Annotated in this window: 14 protein-coding genes; 5 read left to right on the top strand and 9 right to left on the bottom strand. The window is 76.4% G+C overall.

Translation table 11 applies throughout. The annotated features are described in order from the left end of the window. Window positions 1-50: 50 nt before the first annotated feature. Both IH54_RS0131565 and IH54_RS0131560 read right to left on the bottom strand, forming a co-directional pair. A complete protein-coding gene (locus IH54_RS0131565; RefSeq protein ID WP_052398089.1) occupies window positions 51-899 on the bottom strand; it encodes a hypothetical protein in 849 nt (282 codons plus the stop codon). A gap of 155 nt (window positions 900-1,054) precedes the next feature. Beyond that, window positions 1,055-2,605, bottom strand: a complete 1,551-nt coding sequence (locus IH54_RS0131560) for a hypothetical protein (RefSeq protein WP_234344097.1) — start codon at window positions 2,603-2,605, stop codon at window positions 1,055-1,057. 154 nt (window positions 2,606-2,759) lie between these two features. Between IH54_RS0131560 and IH54_RS0131555 the strand changes: the two genes are divergently transcribed. The 3 genes from IH54_RS0131555 to IH54_RS43795 all read left to right on the top strand — a co-directional run bounded on the left by IH54_RS0131555 (window position 2,760) and on the right by IH54_RS43795 (window position 5,503). Then, a complete protein-coding gene (locus tag IH54_RS0131555; RefSeq protein WP_052398085.1) occupies window positions 2,760-3,596 on the top strand; it encodes a LamB/YcsF family protein in 837 nt (278 codons plus the stop codon). 40 nt (window positions 3,597-3,636) lie between these two features. Next, window positions 3,637-4,239, top strand: a complete 603-nt coding sequence (locus tag IH54_RS0131550) for a 5-oxoprolinase subunit B family protein (protein ID WP_031523485.1) — start codon at window positions 3,637-3,639, stop codon at window positions 4,237-4,239. A gap of 376 nt (window positions 4,240-4,615) precedes the next feature. Further along, window positions 4,616-5,503 carry a biotin-dependent carboxyltransferase family protein gene (locus tag IH54_RS43795; RefSeq protein WP_078862673.1) on the top strand — a complete coding sequence of 296 codons (888 nt, stop codon included), beginning with the start codon at window positions 4,616-4,618 and terminating at the stop codon, window positions 5,501-5,503. Here IH54_RS43795 and IH54_RS0131540 read toward each other — a convergent pair. The 4 genes from IH54_RS0131540 to IH54_RS0131525 form a co-directional block, all read right to left on the bottom strand. Continuing rightward, window positions 5,392-6,339: an SGNH/GDSL hydrolase family protein gene (locus tag IH54_RS0131540; protein WP_063762413.1), complete on the bottom strand. Its 948-nt coding sequence runs from the start codon at window positions 6,337-6,339 to the stop codon at window positions 5,392-5,394. The two genes, IH54_RS43795 and IH54_RS0131540, sit on opposite strands and share 112 nt — an antisense overlap. Before the next feature lie 177 nt (window positions 6,340-6,516). Further along, complete coding sequence (locus IH54_RS0131535) at window positions 6,517-7,659, bottom strand: glycosyltransferase (RefSeq protein WP_078862671.1); 1,143 nt, start codon at window positions 7,657-7,659, stop codon at window positions 6,517-6,519. After that, window positions 7,656-8,774 carry a glycosyltransferase family 4 protein gene (locus IH54_RS0131530; RefSeq protein WP_031523475.1) on the bottom strand — a complete coding sequence of 373 codons (1,119 nt, stop codon included), beginning with the start codon at window positions 8,772-8,774 and terminating at the stop codon, window positions 7,656-7,658. The genes IH54_RS0131535 and IH54_RS0131530 overlap by 4 nt, the downstream gene beginning before the upstream one ends. 216 nt (window positions 8,775-8,990) lie before the next feature. Then, window positions 8,991-10,418 (bottom strand): HEAT repeat domain-containing protein, encoded by a 1,428-nt coding sequence (locus IH54_RS0131525; RefSeq protein ID WP_031523472.1) that lies wholly within the window; start codon window positions 10,416-10,418, stop codon window positions 8,991-8,993. Window positions 10,419-10,835: 417 nt separating this feature from the next. Here IH54_RS0131525 and IH54_RS0131520 point away from each other — a divergent pair, with 417 nt between their 5' ends. Continuing rightward, window positions 10,836-12,302 carry a PP2C family protein-serine/threonine phosphatase gene (locus IH54_RS0131520; protein ID WP_031523470.1) on the top strand — a complete coding sequence of 489 codons (1,467 nt, stop codon included), beginning with the start codon at window positions 10,836-10,838 and terminating at the stop codon, window positions 12,300-12,302. Window positions 12,303-12,428: 126 nt separating this feature from the next. Here IH54_RS0131520 and IH54_RS0131515 read toward each other — a convergent pair whose 3' ends face one another. After that, window positions 12,429-13,913: a hypothetical protein gene (locus IH54_RS0131515; RefSeq protein WP_031523467.1), complete on the bottom strand. Its 1,485-nt coding sequence runs from the start codon at window positions 13,911-13,913 to the stop codon at window positions 12,429-12,431. 239 nt (window positions 13,914-14,152) lie between these two features. Here IH54_RS0131515 and IH54_RS0131510 point away from each other — a divergent pair, with 239 nt between their 5' ends. Beyond that, window positions 14,153-15,265 (top strand): aminoglycoside phosphotransferase family protein, encoded by a 1,113-nt coding sequence (locus IH54_RS0131510; RefSeq protein WP_031523465.1) that lies wholly within the window; start codon window positions 14,153-14,155, stop codon window positions 15,263-15,265. A 23-nt stretch (window positions 15,266-15,288) separates the two neighbouring features. Here IH54_RS0131510 and IH54_RS0131505 read toward each other — a convergent pair whose 3' ends face one another. Further along, window positions 15,289-15,786 carry a hypothetical protein gene (locus IH54_RS0131505; protein ID WP_031523462.1) on the bottom strand — a complete coding sequence of 166 codons (498 nt, stop codon included), beginning with the start codon at window positions 15,784-15,786 and terminating at the stop codon, window positions 15,289-15,291. A 23-nt stretch (window positions 15,787-15,809) separates the two neighbouring features. Next, a complete protein-coding gene (locus IH54_RS0131500; RefSeq protein ID WP_078862674.1) occupies window positions 15,810-18,503 on the bottom strand; it encodes an ATP-binding protein in 2,694 nt (897 codons plus the stop codon). Window positions 18,504-19,107 lie beyond the last annotated feature (604 nt).

The following is a 19,107-nucleotide window of genomic DNA, read 5'->3' as shown; positions in this document are numbered from 1 at the left end:
AGTTTTCTGCCTGTCTCGTGGGCTCGGAGATGTGTATAAGAGACAGGGCGTCAGGCGGGGGTGTGGAAGGGCAGTCCCGCGTCGGCCACCAGGTCCGTGCCGTCGTCGGAGGCGGCGGGCAGCAGGCTCGCGGTGCCGTCGGTGACGGGTACGACACCGAGTTCCAGCAGTTCGGCCATGGCCGAACTGCCTGCCATGTCGCGGACCTGGAGCTGGTAGCGGGCGGTGGTGCGGTACGTGCCGCCCGCCTCGTCGCCGGTGCGCTGGAGGAAGCCGGAGTCGACCAGGAAGGTGACGGCCTTGGCGATGATGCCGGTGGTGGAACCGGCCAGCCGCCGGGCGTCCTTGGTGGCGCCGGTCGCGCTGCGCCTGCTGTAGACCCGCCAGGCGGCTTCGAGGCCTGGGGCGTCACTCGCCGGGTCGGTGATCTCGCCGCTCTCGCCGGCCCGCTCCTCCAGCCGGCGGCAGGCCTGGCGGACGAAGGCGTCCACCCCGTTGACGGTGATACGGCCGATGTAGCCGTCGTCCGCGAGGTCCTCGGGGCGGGGGAAGGCGAGCGCGGCGGCGGCCAGGTGGGCCAGGCCGTGCAGGAAGCGGTCGCCGGCGTCGGAGGCGGCGCGGCGGGTGTAGTCGCCCATGCGGACGGCGAAGACGGAGTCCTCGGCGGCGGCGACGGCCATCCCGGCGCGCGGCGAGACCTCCAGGACGATCAGGCCGAGTCCGGCGGCGACCGCGTCGGCGGTGCGGGCGAAGCCCGGGTCCTCGCGGTGGCGGCGGATCAGTTCGGCGTATTCGGCGTCGCGGGCGGGCAGCAGCTTGGGCTGGAGGCCGAAGCCGACCAGCCGCGCGGCATCGGCGACGTCGCCGGCGGTCAGCGCGCCGCCCTCCCGGTCGCGCAGCGCGTCCCGCTCGCGCGGGGCCTCGCGGGGCTGCTCGTAGGCGTCGCGGGCGTCGTACCCGTCGTACGCCTCACGCGCGGTGTCGCGGCCCGCTCCTGCGCCGGGCGCGGGGGCCGCCGCGCTCCGGCGGTCGGTGCGCTCCTCGCGGTCGTCGGTCACGGCGTCCTCTCCTTCTGCTCCTTGGGCTGCTCCGCGGGGCGGGCGGCGAGGCGGGCGGTGCCGAGGACGAGGTCGGCGCCGCCGAATTCCGGGTCGTCCAGTTCCGTGCCGTCGTCCACGGCGAAGAGCAGTTGCGGCTCGCCCTGCCGTACGGCGGTGCCGACCGGCGGTGACGCGGCGTGCAGGGACAGCAGCGCGACGAGGTAGGGCAGTTCCGGGTCGAGGGCGCGGGCCTGGGCGAGCAGGCCGGACAGCCGGCGCGGCGCGTCGTGCGGCAGGTCCAGCAGGTCGAGGGCGGCTTCGAGCTGCTCGTCGGAGAAGCGGCTGTCGTCCGGGGTGGCGACGAGGTCCGGCTCGGGCATCTCGGCGCCGAGGTGGTCGCGTTCCACCGGCGGGGTGAGCAGCAGCTCGACCAGGTCGGTGACGCGGACGGCGGCCGGGGTGCGCAGGCCGGTGCCGCGCGCGAAGAAGGCGTCGGTGACCCGGGAGGCCTGCTCGACCGGCAGCGGCAGCAGCGGCGCGACGAGCTGCCCGTACAGGTCGAGCCCGGCGCGGGCGGGGGGCGTGGCGAAGGCCTGCCGGTCCTGCTCGGCGCGGAAGAGCGGGCCTGCCTCCAGCAGCCGGGACTGGAGCTGGGTGTGCCGCCGGATGCAGTCCTTGACGATGTCGACCAGCTCGGCGGCGCGCCGCTTGTGCTCGGGGTCCTCCGCCTCGTCGCGCGCCTTGCGGATGTTGGTCAGGATCGCGTTCTCGTGCCGGTAGCGGTCCGCGACGTGGTCGAGGGCCTCGGAGATCAGGTCGGGGACCTGCCGCAGCCAGTCCACCGCCCGGACGTTGCGCCGGGTCGCCTCCAGGGTGCGGCGCAGCGTCTCGGCGTACTGCACCGTGCGGTAGCGGGCCTGCTCGGCGGCGAGCTGGGCGTCGGCCAGCCGGCCGCGGCTGATCAGCACCTCCAGCTTGACCTCGGCGGCGATCTGGGCGCTGGTGACGTCGGTGTCCAGCGCGCCCACCAGGACGTTGACGGCCTCGTCGGTGGCGCGCAGGTAGACGCCGCCGCCGGGGCCGGGCACCTCCTCGACGAGCTTGAAGTCGTAGTCCCTGCGGACGTACTCCCCGTCGGGGCCGAACGTGCCGTAGACGGCGCGGAATCCGCGGTCGGCGCTGCCGACGTTGATCAGGTTCTCCAGCACCCAGCGGGCGACCCGCTCGTGCTCGGCGTGGGAGCGGGAGGGCGTCTGGGCGGCGACCCGGGGCATCAGCCTGGCCACTATCTGGTCGTGGTCGGCGCCGGTGTCGAAGTCCATGTGGAGGGTGACCAGGTCGATCGCGGCGAGCGCGACCTCCGCCATCGCGTACACCGAGTACTCGCCCGCGAGATTCGCCTTGCGGGCGTCCAGGTCGTGCAGCGGGGCGGTGCAGGCGAGCGCCTTGAGGCGGCGGGCCAGCCCCTCGTCTGCGGCGGGGCCCGGCGCCGGCCGCGCGGCGCCCGGCAGCGGATACGGGACGGTCGTGGTCACGCCCCACACACTAGGCGGTGCCACCGACATCGCACGAAACCGCACGGATCGGCACGGGGCGGGCGCCTGTTGTCGGTGCGGGATGCCATGATCGGTCCACCGGCATCGTACGGCAGGCGCGGGGGCCGGCCGGGCGGGCGGGCGGGCGGGCGGGCGGAGGCAGGGAGAGGACGGCGAGGCGGGCATGGCGGACGTAGCGGACGTAGCGGACGTGGTGGACGTGGCCGGTGACAGGTCGGCCGCGGGCTCGGGCGACGGTACGGCCGGGGCGGTCGTCGACCTCAACGCCGATCTCGGCGAGGGATTCGGCCGCTGGCATCTCACCGACGACGACGCACTGCTGGAGGTCGTCACGAGCGCCAACGTCGCGTGCGGCTTCCACGCGGGCGATCCGGCGACGATGCGGCGGGTGTGCGAGCGGGCGGCGGCGAGCGGGGTGCGCATCGGGGCGCAGGTGTCCTACCGCGATCTCGCCGGTTTCGGTCGGCGGGCGATGGACGTGCCGCCGGGCGAGCTGGCGGCGGAAGTGGCGTACCAGATAGGGGCGCTGGAGGTCTTCGCGCGCGCGGCGGGTGCGCGGGTGGCGTACGTCAAGCCGCACGGGGCCCTGTACAACCGGGCGGTGCACGACGCGGAGCAGGCCGCCGCGATCGTCGACGGGGTGCTGCTGGCGGGGCGGCTGCCGGTGCTGGGCCTGCCCGGCTCGGAGCTGCTCGCGGCCGCGTCCGCCGCCGGACTGCCCGCTGTGGCCGAGGCGTTCGCCGACCGCGCGTACACCCCGCGGGGCACGCTGGTGCCGCGCCGCGAGCCCGGTGCGGTGGTCGGCGAGCCGGACGCGGTGGTGGAGCGGGCGGTGCGGATCGCCTCGGGTGCGGGGGTGGTCGCCGTCGACGGGCAGGCGGTGCCGGTCGCGGCGCGTTCGCTGTGCGTCCACGGCGACACGCCGGGCGCCGCCCGGCTCGCCGCCCGGGTCCGGGAGGCCCTGGAGGGGGCCGGGTTGCGGGTGGCGGCGTTCGTATGACGTACGGGGCGGGTTCGTCGTGAGGTACCGGGTGCTGCCCATGGGGCGTGACGCGGTGCTGGTCGAGACCGAGGACGGCGAGGGTGCGCAGGCGCTGCACGCCGAGCTGCTGCGGCGGCGCGCGGCCGGGGAGTTCGCGGAGGTGCGGGAGATCGTGCCCGCCGCGCGGACGGTGCTGGTCGCGGGTCTCGCCGATCCGCGGGGCTTCGCCGCCGCCGTGACGGGCTGGGAGGTGCCGCCGGTCGGCCCCGGCAGCGGCGAGCTGCGGGAGCTGCCGGTGCGCTTCGACGGGCCCGACGTGGCGGAGGTGGCCGCGCTGTGGTCGGTCGCGCCGGAGGAGCTGCCCGGCATCGTCACGGCGACGCCCTTCCGGGTGGCCTTCTGCGGTTTCGCGCCCGGCTTCGCGTATCTGACCGGCCTGCCGCCGGAGCTGCACCTCCCGCGCCGGCCGACGCCGCGCACCGCGGTGCCCGCTGGCTCGGTCGCCCTGGCCGGCCCGTACGCGGGCGCCTACCCCCGCTCGTCCCCCGGCGGCTGGCAGCTCGTCGGCACGACGGACGCCCCGCTGTGGGAGCCGTCCCGCGAGCCCGCCGCGCTGCTGTCGCCTGGCACCGAGGTCCGCTTCGTGGAGGTGACGGCATGAGCGGGGCCCGCCGGGCAGACGGGGACCGAGCCGAGCGGACTCGCCCCACTGCGCCGCCGGTCGACGCACGGCGGGAGCCGGACGTGAGCGACGTCCCCCGGGCGGACGGGAGCCGAACCGAGCAAGCACTCCGCACCGGCCCGCCGCACCGCGCGGGGCGGGAGCCGGACGTGAGCCGGGCGGCTTGGGCGCGGGCTCGCGTCGGGTGGCGGTCGGGGTGCGGGCAGCACGCTCGTGACACGGCTCGTGAGCACTACGGGCCGGGCCCGGGGCGGGAGTGCGTGCTTCTGGTCGGAGCCCGGCGGGAGCCGGACGCGGGCGTGACCGTCACCGTGGTCGGCGACGGTCCGGGCCTTACGGCGGGCGGAGGAGTCCGGTGAGCGCCGTGGGGTTCGTCGTCGAGCGGGCCGGGGCGCTGACGACCGTTCAGGATCTGGGGCGCGCCGGGTACGCGCATCTGGGGGTGCCGCGGTCCGGGGCGCTGGACGTGCCCGCGTACCGGCTCGCGAACCGGCTGGTCGGCAACGCCGAGGGGGCCGCGGCGCTGGAGACGACGGTGAACGGCTGCGCGCTGCGGGCGGTGCGGCCGCTGCTCGTCGCCGTGACCGGGGCGCCCTGCCCGGTACGGGTCGGCGGCCGGCCCGCCGCGTGGGGGGCGCCGGTGCGGGTGCCGGACGGCGCGGTGCTGGAGGTCGGCGCGGCGACGGCAGGCCTGCGCTCGTACGTCGCCGTGGCCGGCGGGTTCGCGGTCGAGCCGGTGCTGGGCAGCCGCTCCGCCGACCTGCTCTCCGGGCTCGGGCCCGCGCCGCTCGCCGAGGGCGCCGAGCTGCCGGTCGGCTCCGAGCGGGGTGCCGGCCGGGCCGCCGACGTGCTGCCGTACGGGCCCGCGGGCGGCGAGCTGGTCCTGCCGCTGGTGCCGGGGCCGCGGGACGACTGGTTCGCGCCCGGCGCGCTGACCGCGCTGGTCACCGGCGAGTACGCGGTCTCCCCCGCCTCCAACCGGATCGGCCTGCGCACCGTCGGCCCCGCGCTGGAGCGGGCGGCCGGGCGGGACGGGGAGCTGCCGAGCGAGCCCATGGTGCCGGGCGCCGTCCAGGTGCCGCCGGACGGGCGCCCCGTCGTCTTCCTCGCCGACCACCCGACGACCGGCGGCTACCCGGTGATCGGCGTGGTGCCCGAGGAGTCGCTGCCCGCCGCGGCCCAGTCCGTGCCGGGCAGCAGGATCCGCTTCGTCGTGCTGCGTTCGGCCCGCCCCGCGGTGTGAACCGGCGCCGCCGCCCCGACGCCCAGCGACTCCAGGGCCCGGGCGGTCGCCTCCCGGGCGGCGTGGTCGAGCAGCGGCGCGGTGCCGCGGCCGGTGTGCCGGTATTCCTCGGCGGCCAGCCGCAGCAGGTCGGGTAGCAGGTCCGTGCAGCGGTCCGCGACCCACTTCGTGCCGCGGGTCGCCATCCACCACACGGAGGCGGTGCGGCCCGGCGGCGGACCGTCCGGGGCGAGCCGCGGCGCGGGTCCGGCGGTCAGGCCCGCGCCGGCGAGCAGCGCGTGGAAGTCGGCGGCCAGCATCCGGTGACCGGTCTCGCTCGGGTGCAGCCGGTCGGCGCTCAGCGCCCCCGGGCTCGTCACCCAGGGCCGCCGGGCGGCGTGCAGGTGCAGGGCGCCGTGGTGGGCGGACAGGGCGTGCACGGTGTCGTTGAGGGCGCTCATCCGGCGGCCCAGCGGGCGGGCCAGCGGCCACGGCAGCCGCAGCACGGCGCCGGGGTCCGGGAGGCAGGCGGTGAGCACGACCGTGCCGTGGGCGCGCAGGGCGCCCACGGCGGCGTGGAGGTCGGCCGCGGCGCGGTCGATCGCGAAGCCGCCGCGCAGGGTGTCGTTGCCGCCGACCAGGACGGAGGCGAGGTGCGGGCGGTGGTCGAGCGCCGCGCTCAGCTGCGGGCCGGCGACGTCGCCCGTGCGGGCGCCGCTGCGGGCGAGGTTGAGGAGGTCGGCGTCCAGGCTCGTGGCGAGGATGCCGGCCCAGCCGCGCCAGCCGCCGGCCGGCGCGGGGTCGCCGAGGCCCTCGCTGACGGAGTCGCCCAGCACGGCGAACCTGAACTCACCCATGAGACCGCCTCCTTCGCCGCGGGGTGCCGCGTCGGGGGTGTCGGCGCCCCTGCGCCGGTCGAGGGCTGAGCACGCCGTTCTCCCCCGGGGCTTTCGCCCGGAGGTGCCCCCACGCGCCCCTGGACGACGTGTGCCCTCCCCCTCGGGTGTCCCCTGGCGCGGGCGGCGAGTGGGGCCTCATCGGGGGATTCCGGCGGGAAGGGCGGTGTGGGCGGCGAGGAAGGCGGAGACGGCGGCCGGCCAGGTGTAGAGCTCGGCGCGGTCGCGGGCGCGGGCACGGCGGGCGGGGGCGGGCACCGCGAGGAGGGCACGGACGGCGGCCGCGAGCTCCGCGGGGGTCGTGCCGCAGCCGCCCGCGGGGCCGATGATGTCGGGGAGCGCCGACCGCGTGCTGGCCACCACGGGCGTGCCGCAGGCCAGCGCTTCGAGGGCGGCGAGCCCGAAGGTCTCGACGGGGCCGGGAGCCAGCGCGACGTCGGCGGTCGCCAGGACCGCCGCGAGGTCGTCGCGGCGGGTGACGTGGCCGAGGAAGGTCACGGGCAGGCGTGCCGTCCTGGCGTGGGCGGTGAGCCGGCTGCGCAGCGGCCCCTCCCCCGCGACGACGAGGGCGGCGTCGACGCCGGCCCGCCGCAGGTGCGCGAGGGCCTCCAGTGCGTCGTCGGGCCGCTTCTCGGGGCTGAGCCGGGAGCAGAGCACGAGCATGACGGCGGCGCCGTGCGCGTACCGCTCCCGCAGTCCCGGGTCGCGGTGGGCGGGGTGCAGGCCGCCGAGGTCGACGCCGAGCGGGGCGCGGACGACGTTGCGGGCCCCGATCCGGCGGAATTCCTCCTCGGCCCACGCGGTGGTGCACACGACGCGCGTGTAGGAGTGCGCCGTGCGGCGGTTGAGCGCGTCGGCGGCGCGGCGGGCGGCGCCGCGCGGGACGCCCCAGGTGCCGAGGACACCGTCGGCGCTCTCGTGCGACACCATGACGGCGGGCACCCTGCGCCGCCGGGCCCATTCGCCGGTCCAGCGCAGAGTGGTGCGGTCGGAGACCTCCAGCCGGTCGGGCGCGAGCGATGCGAGGACGGCGGCCACGGGGGCGCGGCGGGCGAGGACGCGGTAGCCGCCGCTGCCGGGGATCTCCGGGCCGGGCAGGGTGATGACGCGGCCCTGCGGGGTGGTCTCGTCGGACGCCTCGGGGCCGGGGACGACGAGGACGGGTTCGTGTCCCGCCGCCGCGTACCCCTCGCCGAGGTGGCGCAGCGCGGTGCGCAGGCCGCCGGAGACGGGGGTGACGAAGTTCGCGACGCGGACGATGCGCAGGCCGGCGGTCCTCATGCGGCGACCCTCGCGCGCTCGCCGAGGACCTGCGCGTAGTGGGAGAGCAGCAGGTCGCCGACGGCTTCCCAGCTGCGGGCGGCGACCGTCTCGCGTGCGGTGGCGCCGTAGCGGACGCGCAGCCGCGGGTCGGAGTGCAGCAGCCGCACCGCGGTGCGGACCGCGAGGTCGTCGCCGGGCGGCACGAGCAGGCCGGTGCGGCCGTGGTCGACGAGGTCGAGGGGGCCGCCGGCGGCAGGGGCGACGACGGGGACGCCGCTGGCCATGGCCTCCTGGACGGTCTGGCAGAAGGTCTCGAAGGGGCCGGTGTGGCAGAAGACGTCGAGGGACGCGAAGATCCGGGCGAGGTCGTCACCCGTCCTGCGGCCGAGGAAGACCGCGCGCGGCATCGTCTGGCGCAGCCCCGGCCCGCTGGGGCCGTCGCCGACCACGACGACCCGCACGCCGGGCAGTTCGCTCGTCCCGGCGAGGAGTTCGACGTGCTTCTCGGCGGCGAGCCGGCCGACGTAGCCGACGATCAGCTCGCCGCGCGGGGCGAGTTCGCGACGCAGTGCCTCGTCGCGGCGGCGGGGGTGGAAGCGGACGGCGTCGATGCCGCGCGGCCACAGGTGGACGCGCGGGACTCCGTGCTCGGTGAGCGCGGCGACGGACGCGCTGGAGGGCGCGAGGGTGCGGGCGGCGGCGGAGTGGACGGCACGGATGCGGCGCCAGGCGGCGGCCTCTCCGGCGTTCAGATACGTCCTGGCGTAGCCGGCCAGGTCGGTCTGGTAGACGGCGACGGCGGGGATACGCAGCCGGGTCGCGACGGCCTGGCCGCGTACGCCGAGGACGAAGGGGCTGGCCAGGTGGACGAGGTCGGCGCGGTGCGCGGCGATGGCGGCGGCGGTGCGGCGGCCGGGCAGCGCGACGCGCACCTGGGGGTATCCGGGCAGCGGGAGGGAGGGGACGCGGACGACCGGGCAAGGGTCGTCGGCCTCCTGCTCGCCGGGTCCTGCGGGGGCGACGACCAGCGGGTCGTGGCCGGCCCTGGCGAGGTGTTCGGCGGTGCGCAGGGCGCAGTGGGCGACACCGTTGACGTCGGGCGGGAAGGATTCCGTGACGATGGCGACTCTCATACGGTGGTTGTCGCCGGACCGGGCGTTGTCACGGCCACGAGGATCTTTCCCGAAGGGGAACGCCCCGTGAGCGTTGGCCCGCGCCTCACACTCCGGCCCGGAAATCCGCGGCGCAAGCCGCCTTCCGCCCCCGCCCGGTGGGGTCCGGGAGACCCCGCGGGCCCGAGCGGCGCCCCGGGCCCGGACCGGCGCCGCCCCGGCACCGCGAAGGGCGCTTCAGCGCCCGGTGCCGCCGGAGCTGAGCCTGCCGCGGACGGCGGTCTGCACCTCGGCCTCCTCGGCCGGATCGGCGGCGAGGCGGCGCAACTGGGCCAGGACCCGGACGTCACCGGAGGCGGCGCGGTGCGCGGCCAGCTCCCGGGTGGCCTCCTCGCAGTCCCACAGGCACTCCACCGCGAAGCCCGCGGCGAAGCCGGGGTCCACGCCGGCCAGGGCGCGGGCGGCGGTGCCGCGGAGCTGCGAGCTGGAGGTCTCGCGGTACAGATGGCGCAGCAGCGGGGCGGCGTGGGAGGCGGCGAGCCGCCCCGCACCCTCGACGAGCGGCTCGATGCCCTCGGCGTCGGCCCCGTCGTTCCGGACGGCGCGGCGCAGCGCGGCGAGCACCAGGTCGCTGTCGGCGGGCTCGCCGTGCCGGGCGAGGGTGCGGGCGGCGGCGGCGCCGAGCGCGTCGGTGCGGGAGGCCCAGCTGCGGGCGCGGTCCAGAGCGGCGGCGTCGTGCATGCGCTCGAAGGACTCGACGGCGGCCCGCAGCACGCGCTCGTCGGCGGATTCGGCGGCGGCGCCGATCAGGTCGAGGCAGCGCGGGTCGCGGCGGTCGGACATGTACCGCAGGGCGGCGGCGCGGGCGGCGGACGGGCCGTGCTCGGCGGCCGCCAGCAGCGCAGGGCGGTCCTCGGGGCCGGCGACGGCGGCCAGGCAGCGGGCGGCGGGCTGGTCCCGTTCGACGGCGGGGTGCGCGTCGAGGCCCTGCTGCGCCCAGTCCAGGACGGCGGCGACCCCCCAGCCGGGGGTCGGGCCGGCCGAGCGCATCTGGCGCTGCCAGCGGTCGAAGCTGACCTGTTCGCCGGCCCGCCGGACGCGTTCGGCGGTCTCGGGGTGCACGGTGTCCTCGGCCCACAGCTGCCAGGGCCGGGGCTCGTAGGACTCGCGGACGGCACGGGCGAGGTCCGCGTCGCCCTCGGGGGTGCGCGGGAAGCGGGCGACGACGGCGGGGCCGAGGGCGCGCAGCCCGGCTTCCCCGTCCCGGACGGCGAGTTCGTCGAGGGCCCATTCCCAGCAGCCGCCGGTCGCGGCGTAGCGGCGCAGCAGCCGCAGCGCGTCCCGCCGGCCGTATCCGGCGAGGTGGCCGAGGACGGACAGCGCCAAGCCGCAGCGGTGCTCGTCGGGGGCGATCACGTCGTCGGGGTGGAAGAGGTGCTGTTCGATCCCGTCGAGCGGACCCTCCAGGTCGGAGTAGAGCCGCGCGTAGTAGAGGGAGCGCGACTCGACCCGCCAGTCCAGCCGGGGGTCGTGCAGCACGCAGTGCTCCAGGGCGGCGAGTGCCTCGGCCCGCGGCGCCGCGAGGGCATGCAGGGGACCGTCTCCGCGCCCCCGCTGGAGGAGGCCGAGAAGAGTGCCACTGGGCGCTATGTCTGGGTCGAACATGAGGTCAGCATCCGGTGCGGGGGATTCCATGGCAACGGGATTTCCGCTGCTGATGCCCGGCATCCTTACCTCCCACCGGGCATTTCATGCCTGGCGGCAGGGGTGGACCACGAGGGGGACGGGCGGCGGCAGCCTACCGACTCGGAGGCGAGCTGTCGCTTCCGGGACCCTCGCCACCAGGAGCAAGATGGCTCCCAGGGGGCGTCGACGCGTCCGCGGGGCGGCGGCCGGACGGCGGCCGGATGGCCACCGGACGGCCAAAAACGCGCTGAGCACGTGGCATATGCCAGAAGCACCACCGGATCGGGTATCGCGGAAACCCTTACGGGCCATCGCTCCCTGTGCAACAGTCGTTACCGGCCCCTTCCGTCCGCCACGGCCGAGAGCGCCTGCCAGCAGACACGTTCGGAGTGCGTCATGCCGTCCCCAACGCATGCGGATCACACCGCCGCACAGTTGCCCGACCCCGGTGCGGTGGACGCACTCATCACCGAGGCGCGCCACCTGCGGACCCGGGTCGACGCGATGCTGCGCGACGGCGACGGCGACGGGGATCCCCAGCTGCGCTGGCGGCGCGCGCTGTGCGACCTCGCGGTGCACCAGCTCGACGACCTCGGCGCCCACCTCGGGCAGTTGCGGGACGGCCTCACCGACACCGGCACGCCCGACGGGCGGCCGCTGCTGCTGGACGTGCCGCTGCGTGACAGCGGGCCCGACGCGGCCGCCGTGGGCGCGCTGGGCCGGGCGGGCAGCGCCCAGTGGGATCTGCTCACCGACACCGCGCACTGGTCGGACGAGCTGTACCGGATCTTCGGCCGCGCCGCGGACGACGGGCCGCTCACGCTGGACGAGCTGCCGTCGTGGCTGTTCGCCGAGGACCAGGCGCTGCTGACCGGCATGGTGACCGGCTGCCTGGTGGACGGGCGGCCGATCGACGGCGAGTTCCGCATCGTGCGCGGCGACGGCTCGGTCCGCACCGTGCACATGGTGGGCGAGCCGGTGCTCGGCACCGACGGCGGCACGGAGTCGATGTGGGCGGTACTGCGGGACGTCAGCGACCTGCGGCGCAGCCAGCGCACCCTGCGCGAGACCAGGGAGTCGCTGCAGCGGCAGCGGCAGATCGCACAGACCGAGCGGCGGATGGCGGTCGAGCTGCAGGAAGCCGTGCTGCCCCCGTGGCGCGGCGCCCAGCGCTTCCCGCAGGACGGGGGGCCGACCACGATGGATCTGGCGGCGCACTACCTGCCGTCCGCGACCAGCGCGCTGATCGGCGGCGACTGGTACGACGCGATGCAGTTGCCGGACGGCTCGTCGTTACTGACCGTCGGGGATCTCACCGGCCACGGCGTCGCCGCCACCTCCGGCATGGCGATGCTGCTCGGCGCGCTGCGCGGCATGGCCGTCGCGGGCCTCCAGCCCGGCCCGCTGATGGGCTGGCTCAACGAACTGCTCGACACCTCCCCGCAGCCCGCCCTGGGCAGCGCGCTGTGCTGCCGCTACGACCCGGCCACCCGGGTGCTGCACTGGGCGCAGGCCGGCCACCCCGCCCCGCTGCTCTTCCGCGACGGGGCAGGGCGGCTGCTGGACGCGCCGGACGGCGTGCTGCTCGGCGCGACCTCGGGTGCGCAGTACGCCCAGGCCAGCGAGCAGCTGGCGCCCGGCGACCTGCTGGTGCTGCACACCGACGGGCTCGTTCCGCGGCGCGCCGCGGCCGACGGCCAGGGCACACCGGAGAGCGACGGGGGCGGGCACCGGCTGCTCGCCATGGCACCGCGGCTCACCGCCACCAGGAGCGCACAGGACTGTGTACGGCTGGTGGCGGAGGAGTTCGGCACCCCGGACCGCGAGGACGACGCGTGCGTGCTGATCGCCAGGATCGGCTGAGCGGCAGCGGCGGGGCGCACACCACGGGACGGCCGTACGGTGCCGTGTCAGCGGCAGCGGACAGCCGGATTCCGGTCCGGGAAACGGTGTGAGGAGAGTGCGCAGTACCGGTGCCCGGCGAGGCCGTCAGGCCTCACGGTAGCGGGCTCCGCCGGCGCCTCCCCCCTTCTGCCGCGGCAGCTTCGACTCGATCTCCTGCCGCAGCTCCCGCACCCGGGTGTAGTCGGAGTAGCGCCCGGTGAGGCGGTACATCTCGCGCAGCCGGTCCCAGGTGCGGTGCGAGGAGGTCTGGCCGATGGTGAGCAGCGCCATCCGGGCGTAGCGGTCGGCCTGGTCGGGGTCGTCGGCGATGAAGCAGGCCGAGGCGAGCGACAGGTAGTCGAAGATGGTCGACCGCTCGTGCCCCTCGGTGCGCAGCCCCAGCGCCTGCTTGGCGTGGTGCTGGGCCTGCACGGCGGCCGCGGGGTCGTGCTCGGCGAGGGTGCGGTAGGCGAGGGCCTGCATGCCGTGCAGGTCGGCCTCGTCGAAGTTCTGCATCCAGTCGGGGGCCGGGCCGTCGGTCCGGTCCGACACGAACAGCTCCTCGGCCTCGCCGAGCGTGCGGCGCATCGCCTGGCCGCGCCCCATCGACGCCTGCGCCCAGGCCTCGATGGTGTGCAGCATGGCACGGGTGCGCGGCAGCGACTGCTCGCCCGCGCCGGACTGCGCGAGCTTCATCAGGTCCAGTGCCTGCTCGGGCTTGCCGAGGTGGACCATCTGCCGGGCGGCACGGGATAGCGCCTCGCCGGCGCGCGGCCGGTCGCCGCCCTCGCGCGCGGCGTGCGCGGCGATCAGGAAGTACTTCTGCGCGGTGGGTTCGAGGCCGATGTCGTGGGACATCCAGCCGGCCAGGACCGCCAGGTTGGCGGCCACGCCCCACAGCCGGCGCTGGAGGTGCGCCGGATGGTGGTACGAGAGCATGCCGCCGACCTCGTTGAGCTGGCCGACGACGGCCTTGCGCTGGAGCCCGCCGCCGCGTGAGGCGTCCCAGGCGCGGAAGACCTGCACCGAGGCCTCCAGCGAGTCGACCTCCTGCGAGCCGACCGGGGCCGCCTCGTAGCGGTCGTAGTCGGCGGGGTCGGCGTGCAGCGGATCGTCGAGGACCGGGGCGTCGGCCGCGAGGACCGGGTCGGAGTGCAGCCAGTCGTACATGGCATTGCTGATGACGGTGCTGGAGGCGAGCGCGGCGCCCGCGCCCACCAGACCGCGTCGGTTGAGCATGAGGTCCATTCCCGTGAATTCGGTGAGGACCGCGGCCGTTCTGTCCGGCGCCCACGGAAGGCCGTCGTCGGCCTTCTTCCTGCTCGTCTGCCGGCGCCGGTCGAACCCGAGATCCTCGATGGTCACGACACGGCCGAGACGCTCGGTGAACAGCACGGACAACACCTTCGGCACGGGATCGCGCGGCGACTCGCCGGTGTCGATCCAGCGGCGCACCCGCGAGGTGTCGGTCGCCAGCTGCGGGTGGCCCATGGCCGCCGCCTGCCGGTTGACCAGCCGTGCGAGCTCGCCCTTGGACCAGCCGGTGAGTGCGAACAGGTCCGCGAGTCGGGTGTTGGCCACATTGCCCACGTCAAGCCCCCAGGTTCCTCGGCGCTGTTGACACTATTCCCCCCGACATCCCCCCGACATGGGCCCCGTGACTATTCGCCAGGGTTCGCCAGGGTCCGCCAGATGGTCTGCCACGGCTGCCAGGGTGTCAGGTAGGAACGCGCCACCCCGTCCCGGCGCCGCATTCCCCAGGGTGCGGTGCCGGGCCGGGGCCCGGCGTTTCCTCGCCTGCTGGCACACGAAGGGATCTGCTTTCTCCCATGTATTCGGCATCGTCCTCCGTGTCCGCCCCGCCCCGTCCCACTCCTGCCCGGCCGGCTGCGAGCCGCCAGGGCTTCCCCGTCGTGCCCGAACCGGCGCTCAGACCGCGGCCGGCGGCCGGCCTGCGGCGCGCGACGCTCGGCGGGCCCCATCCGCTCAGCGGGAGACTCGACTTGACCGGCCCGCAGGGAGCCCAGCTGCGGACCGCGGTCGCCGCGGTGCAGCGGATCTGCCCCGAGTTCACCCCCGTCCAGTTGCTGCGCCGCGGCGGCCGCACCGCTCTGCTGGTCGGCACCTCGGGGCGCGCCCCGGCCGTGGCGAAGTGCCTGCTGGACCACTCCCCCGCGTGGGCGGATCGTTTCCGCCACGAGATAGCGGCCTACCGCACCTTCGTCCGCCACCGCCCTCCGGTGCGGGTCCCGCGGCTGATCGCCGCCGACCCGGAGAGCTGCGTGCTGGTGATGGAGCGGATGCCCGGCCGGGTGGTATCGCCGCAGCGCCACCCTTCGCACGCCCCGGCCCGCGGTGACGTGCGGGCGGCCCTGTCGGCGTACGCGCGGATCAACGCGTGGCGCCCGCCGCCCGGTTCCTTCGACGCGCCGATCGACTACGCGGCGCGGCTCGGCCGTTACCACGAGCTGGGCCTGCTGACCGATCGGGACATGGGCGACCTGCAGAAGCTGCTGCACGGACTGGCCCACTCCCAGGGGCAGTTCTGCCACGGCGACGCCCTGCTGTCCAACGTCCTGCTGTCGCCCGCCGGCCCGTCGCTGGTCGACTGGGAGCACGCGGGCTGGTATCTGCCGGGCTACGACCTGGCGGTGCTGTGGTCGGTGCTCGGCGACGACGAGGCGGCGCGCCGCCAGATCAGCCAGCAGGCGCAGAGTCAGGGGCCCGCCGCGCTGGACGCGTTCCTGGTGAACCTGATGCTCGTGCTGACGCGGGAGATCCGCACCTACGAGACGGCCGTCCAGCGCACGATGCGCGCCACGGCCCCGGTGGCGCCGGGCGCCGCCGAGACGGGCGAGGAGCAGCGGCTGCTGCTGCGTCGGCTGCACGACGACTGCGGGCTGGCCCGCAGGGCCGTGCGCGCGGCGGTCGGCACCCGCTGAGCGGTCGGGCTGAGCGCGGGGGCTCAGCCGGCCTGGAACATCTCCGCGGGCAGCGGCTTGAGCAGCTGGTAGAGGTCGTCGGTGATCGGCCGGTCCCACGTGGCGATCGTCACCTGGACGCCGTCGCTGCGGTCGAACTGCGCGCAGGCGACGCGCGACTCGGAGATCTTGATGCGGCGCACGATGAGCAGCCCGTCCCCCTGCCAGACCGGGGTGTCCTCGGTCTCGGTCACCACCGCCGGCTCGTCGTTGCCGAGCGCGGCCAGCAGCTGCGCCACCTCGAAGGGCACCTGCCCCTCCTCCAGCTGGCGCGCGGGCGAGCCCTCCGGAAGATTGCCGATGAGCATCGCGGGACCGCGGCCCCCGAAGAGGTCGTAGCGCAGGTAGATGCCCTCGCAGCGCCCGTCGGGGCCGGGCAGCAGGCCGGCGCCCAGGTCGCCGGGCCAGTCCCCCGGGTCCATCGCGAGAACGTCGAAGTCCGGCCCGGTGGGCGTGGCGGGGCGGCGGCGGAGGAAGGACATGCCGCCATGGTACTGGGCCGGGCTCAGCCCGCAGCGCCCCGTGCGGCGGTGATCAGCGCCAATTCGGCCCGGGCCCGCTCCGCCGTACCGTCCGCGGCGCACTTCTCCGCGGCGGCGAGGCCCGTGCGCAGCCGGTCGGCGGCCTCTCCGTGGCTGCCCGCCGCCCGCAGCGCGCTCCCGAGGTCGACGAGGGCGCCCGCGAGGTCGTGCACCGCGGGCGACGCGTCCAGGTACGTCACGGCCTCCGCCAGCAGCCGCAGCCGTTCGGCGCCCGTGGAGACCAGGCCCGCGGCCCGCAGCGCCTGCCCGATCGCGGAGCCGGCACCGTAGTGCCGGGCCCGGCTCACGGCGTCCAGCGCGGTGGTCAGCGCGCTGTCCGGCGCCGCGTGCTGCTGGGCGAGCGCGAGGTGGATCTGCCAAGGGCACCAGGCGGGGTTGCGCCAGCCGCGCCGGTCCAGCCGTCCGCCGGTCTCGGCCAGGACCGCGGCGGCCTCGGTGTACCGGCCCTGGGCGAGCAGCAGCTCGCCGTACACCGCCTGGGCGTCGGGGAAGGTGACGGCGGACGGGAAGGGCGCGTGGAAGGCCTGGTCGCCGGCGACCTCGACGGCGGGTGCGACCTGCCCGCGGGCCAGCAGCACCGCGACCAGCCCGGCCACCGCGTACCAGTGCACCGGGGTGCCGCGCCCGACGCGTTCGGCGAGCCGGAGGCCGTCGCGGGCGGCGCGCTCGGCGTCGGCGAGCCGGCCCTGTCGGTAGCGGACGTAGCCGAGCAGCACCTGGCCGAAAGCGAGATGGGCGCCGTGGAAGCCGAACCGCTCGAACTCATCGATGCCGGTGGCGAACAGCTCCTCGGTGCGCTCGGGCCGGTCGGCGTAGGCGTAGGTCATGGCAACGAGCACCGGCACCTCGAAGCCGCGCGTCTCGTCGGCCCAGGGCAGGCCGCCGGCCAGGGCGCGTTCGGAGTGCCGCAGGGCCTCGCCGGCCGGTTCGCCGCGCAGCGTCGCGTCCCACGCGCGCAGGCCGATGATGTAGCGCTCTGTGGCGTCCCGCCCGGTCAGCCGGTCGGCGAGCAGGGTCAACCGCTTGGAGCGGCCCTGCGAGTCGGGCTCGTCGGCGCGGAAGGCGTCCCACATGAACTGCTCGGCCTGCATGCGCAGCCGCCCGCGGGCGGTGGTGGCGCTGCGGGCGGCCCGGGCCACGACCTCGGCGGCCTCGCCGAGCTGGTCGCTGTGCGCGAGCGACTGCGACAGCCGGAAGACGATGCCGTCACGCAGCGCCGGGTCGCCCGTGGGCTCCTCCAGGGCGGCCTTCAGATGGCCGACGGTGACGGAGGGTTCGAGCAGCTGCGAGGCGCACGCCAGCTCGTAGAGGACCGCGGCCCGGTCGTCGTCCTGCGGCGGTTCGCGCAGCGCCCGGCGCAGGTAGCTGCGGGCGGCCTCGCGAGCACCGGCGCGCAGGGTGTCGCGGGCGGCGGCCCGCAGCTGGGCGACGACCCACGGGTCGCCGGCCGGGCGGGTCTCCAGCAGGTGCCGGGCGGCTGCGCTGGGCCCGAGCCCGGCGTCCACGACCGACCACGCGGCCTGGGCGTGCAGGCCGATCCGGATGGTGTCGGGGATGGCGCGGTAGACGGCGGTGGCGATGAGCGGGTGGACGAAGTCCATCGTCTCGCCGCCGGCGAGGATACGGGCGGCGCGCAGCCGTTCGGCGCAGTCGACGGCCTCCTCGTGGCCGAGCCCCGCGACGTCGGCGGCCAGCTCGTGCGTGCCGGCGGTGCCGAGCACGGCCACGGCCCAGGCGAGCCGCACGGTGGACGAGCCGAGCCGGTCCAGCCGGCGGGCCAAACCGGGGCCCTTGACGGCGGCGGCGAGGTCGCGCAGCTGGTGCAGGGCGGTGCGGTCCGGGGTGACGCCGTGCTCGGCGACCTTGGCGGCCAGCTCGACGGCCTCGAAGGGGTTGCCGGAGGTGACCTCGAAGCACTCGCGGCAGAAGGCGTCGTCGGCGTGGGCGCCCACGGCGTCGCGCACGATACGGGCGACGGCGGCCTCGGTGAGCGGTGGCAGCCCGATCGGGCGGTGCCCGGACCTGCCGGGCAGGCCGCGGAACGCCTCGGCGTCCGGCGGGAGTTCGTCCGGCCGGTAGCCGATGACCAGGAGCATGGCCAGGTCGTCGGTGCGCGGGGCGAAAGCGGCCAGCCAGTTGAGGGACTGCGCGTCGGCCCAGTGGGCGTCATCGAGGACCAGCACCACGGGCGCGCGCTTCACGGCGAGGTGGGTGAGCACCCAGTCGAGGCCGTCGCGCAGCGCCTGGGCGTCGGACGCGTCGCCCTCGGCGGTGCACAGGCCGAGCGCGGGGCCGACGACGTCGTACCAGCTGCCCAGCGCGGCCCGGGCCTCGGCCTCGCCGTCCGCGGCGAACTGCGGCTGCAGCAGCTGCCGGGCGACGTGGAAGGCGACGTGCTGCTGGTGCTCGCCGCCGCGCGCGGACAGCACGGTGCAGCCGCGGCCGGTGGCCTGCCGGCGCACCTCGGCGAGCAGCGCGGTCTTGCCCAGGCCCGCGGGTCCGGAGAAGGCGAGCAGGCCGCCGCTGCGCGCAGCCTCCTCGCACCCGGTCCCGTCGGCGCGCCGTCCGGTCAGCTCGTCCAGTGCCTCTTCCACGGCGAGGAGTTGAGCGTCGCGTTCGAGCAGCGCAGGCCGCAGCCGGGTGTGGCGCTGCGACATGGGCACCCCCTCGCGGCCGGTGGGGCTCAGGCGGCCGCGCCGCCGCACTCGCGCTCCGCCTGTCGACCTCGTACGGCCTCACAGCGTACGCCGTCAGGTGCGGTGTGTGAGCGGGAACAGCCGTGCCGGTCGGCCACCGGGCCGTGCCCGACGGTGCTTCGCCCGGGAGCAGCCTTCAGCCGCGTGGGAGCACCTCCGGGGCCGCGACACCCAGGGGGAGAGCGCACCGGGCACCTCCCGCCGAAGGCAGGGGAAGGCGCGCGTGTCGGGCACCGCCGGGCAGGCGGGATCCGCTCGGCCACGGCCCGGCAGGGGCACGGCCGGACACGGCTCGCGAGGCGGCGGGGAGCGTACGCGGAGCGCGGTCGCCCGGAAGGCCGGAAGGCCGGAAGGCCGGAAGGCCGGAAGGCCGGAAGGCCGCTGCGGAGCCTGCCACGCGGGGCCGGGACGGCGTTCCCGGGGGTACGCGCCGCCAGGCCCGTTCCTCCGTGCGCCCCCGGTGCGCCCCGTTACCGCGCGTAGCCCCCACGGGCCGAACTCACCCGGACGAGTGACGCTGCGTCAGTGGCGCGCGGTGGCTCCCTGCGGGTCCGTGCGGCTCCCC

Source organism: Streptomyces sp. NRRL F-5123 (assembly GCF_000721495.1).
In the GTDB taxonomy this organism is placed as follows: domain Bacteria; phylum Actinomycetota; class Actinomycetes; order Streptomycetales; family Streptomycetaceae; genus Actinacidiphila.
This window is presented reverse-complemented; position numbering and strand designations above follow the sequence as displayed.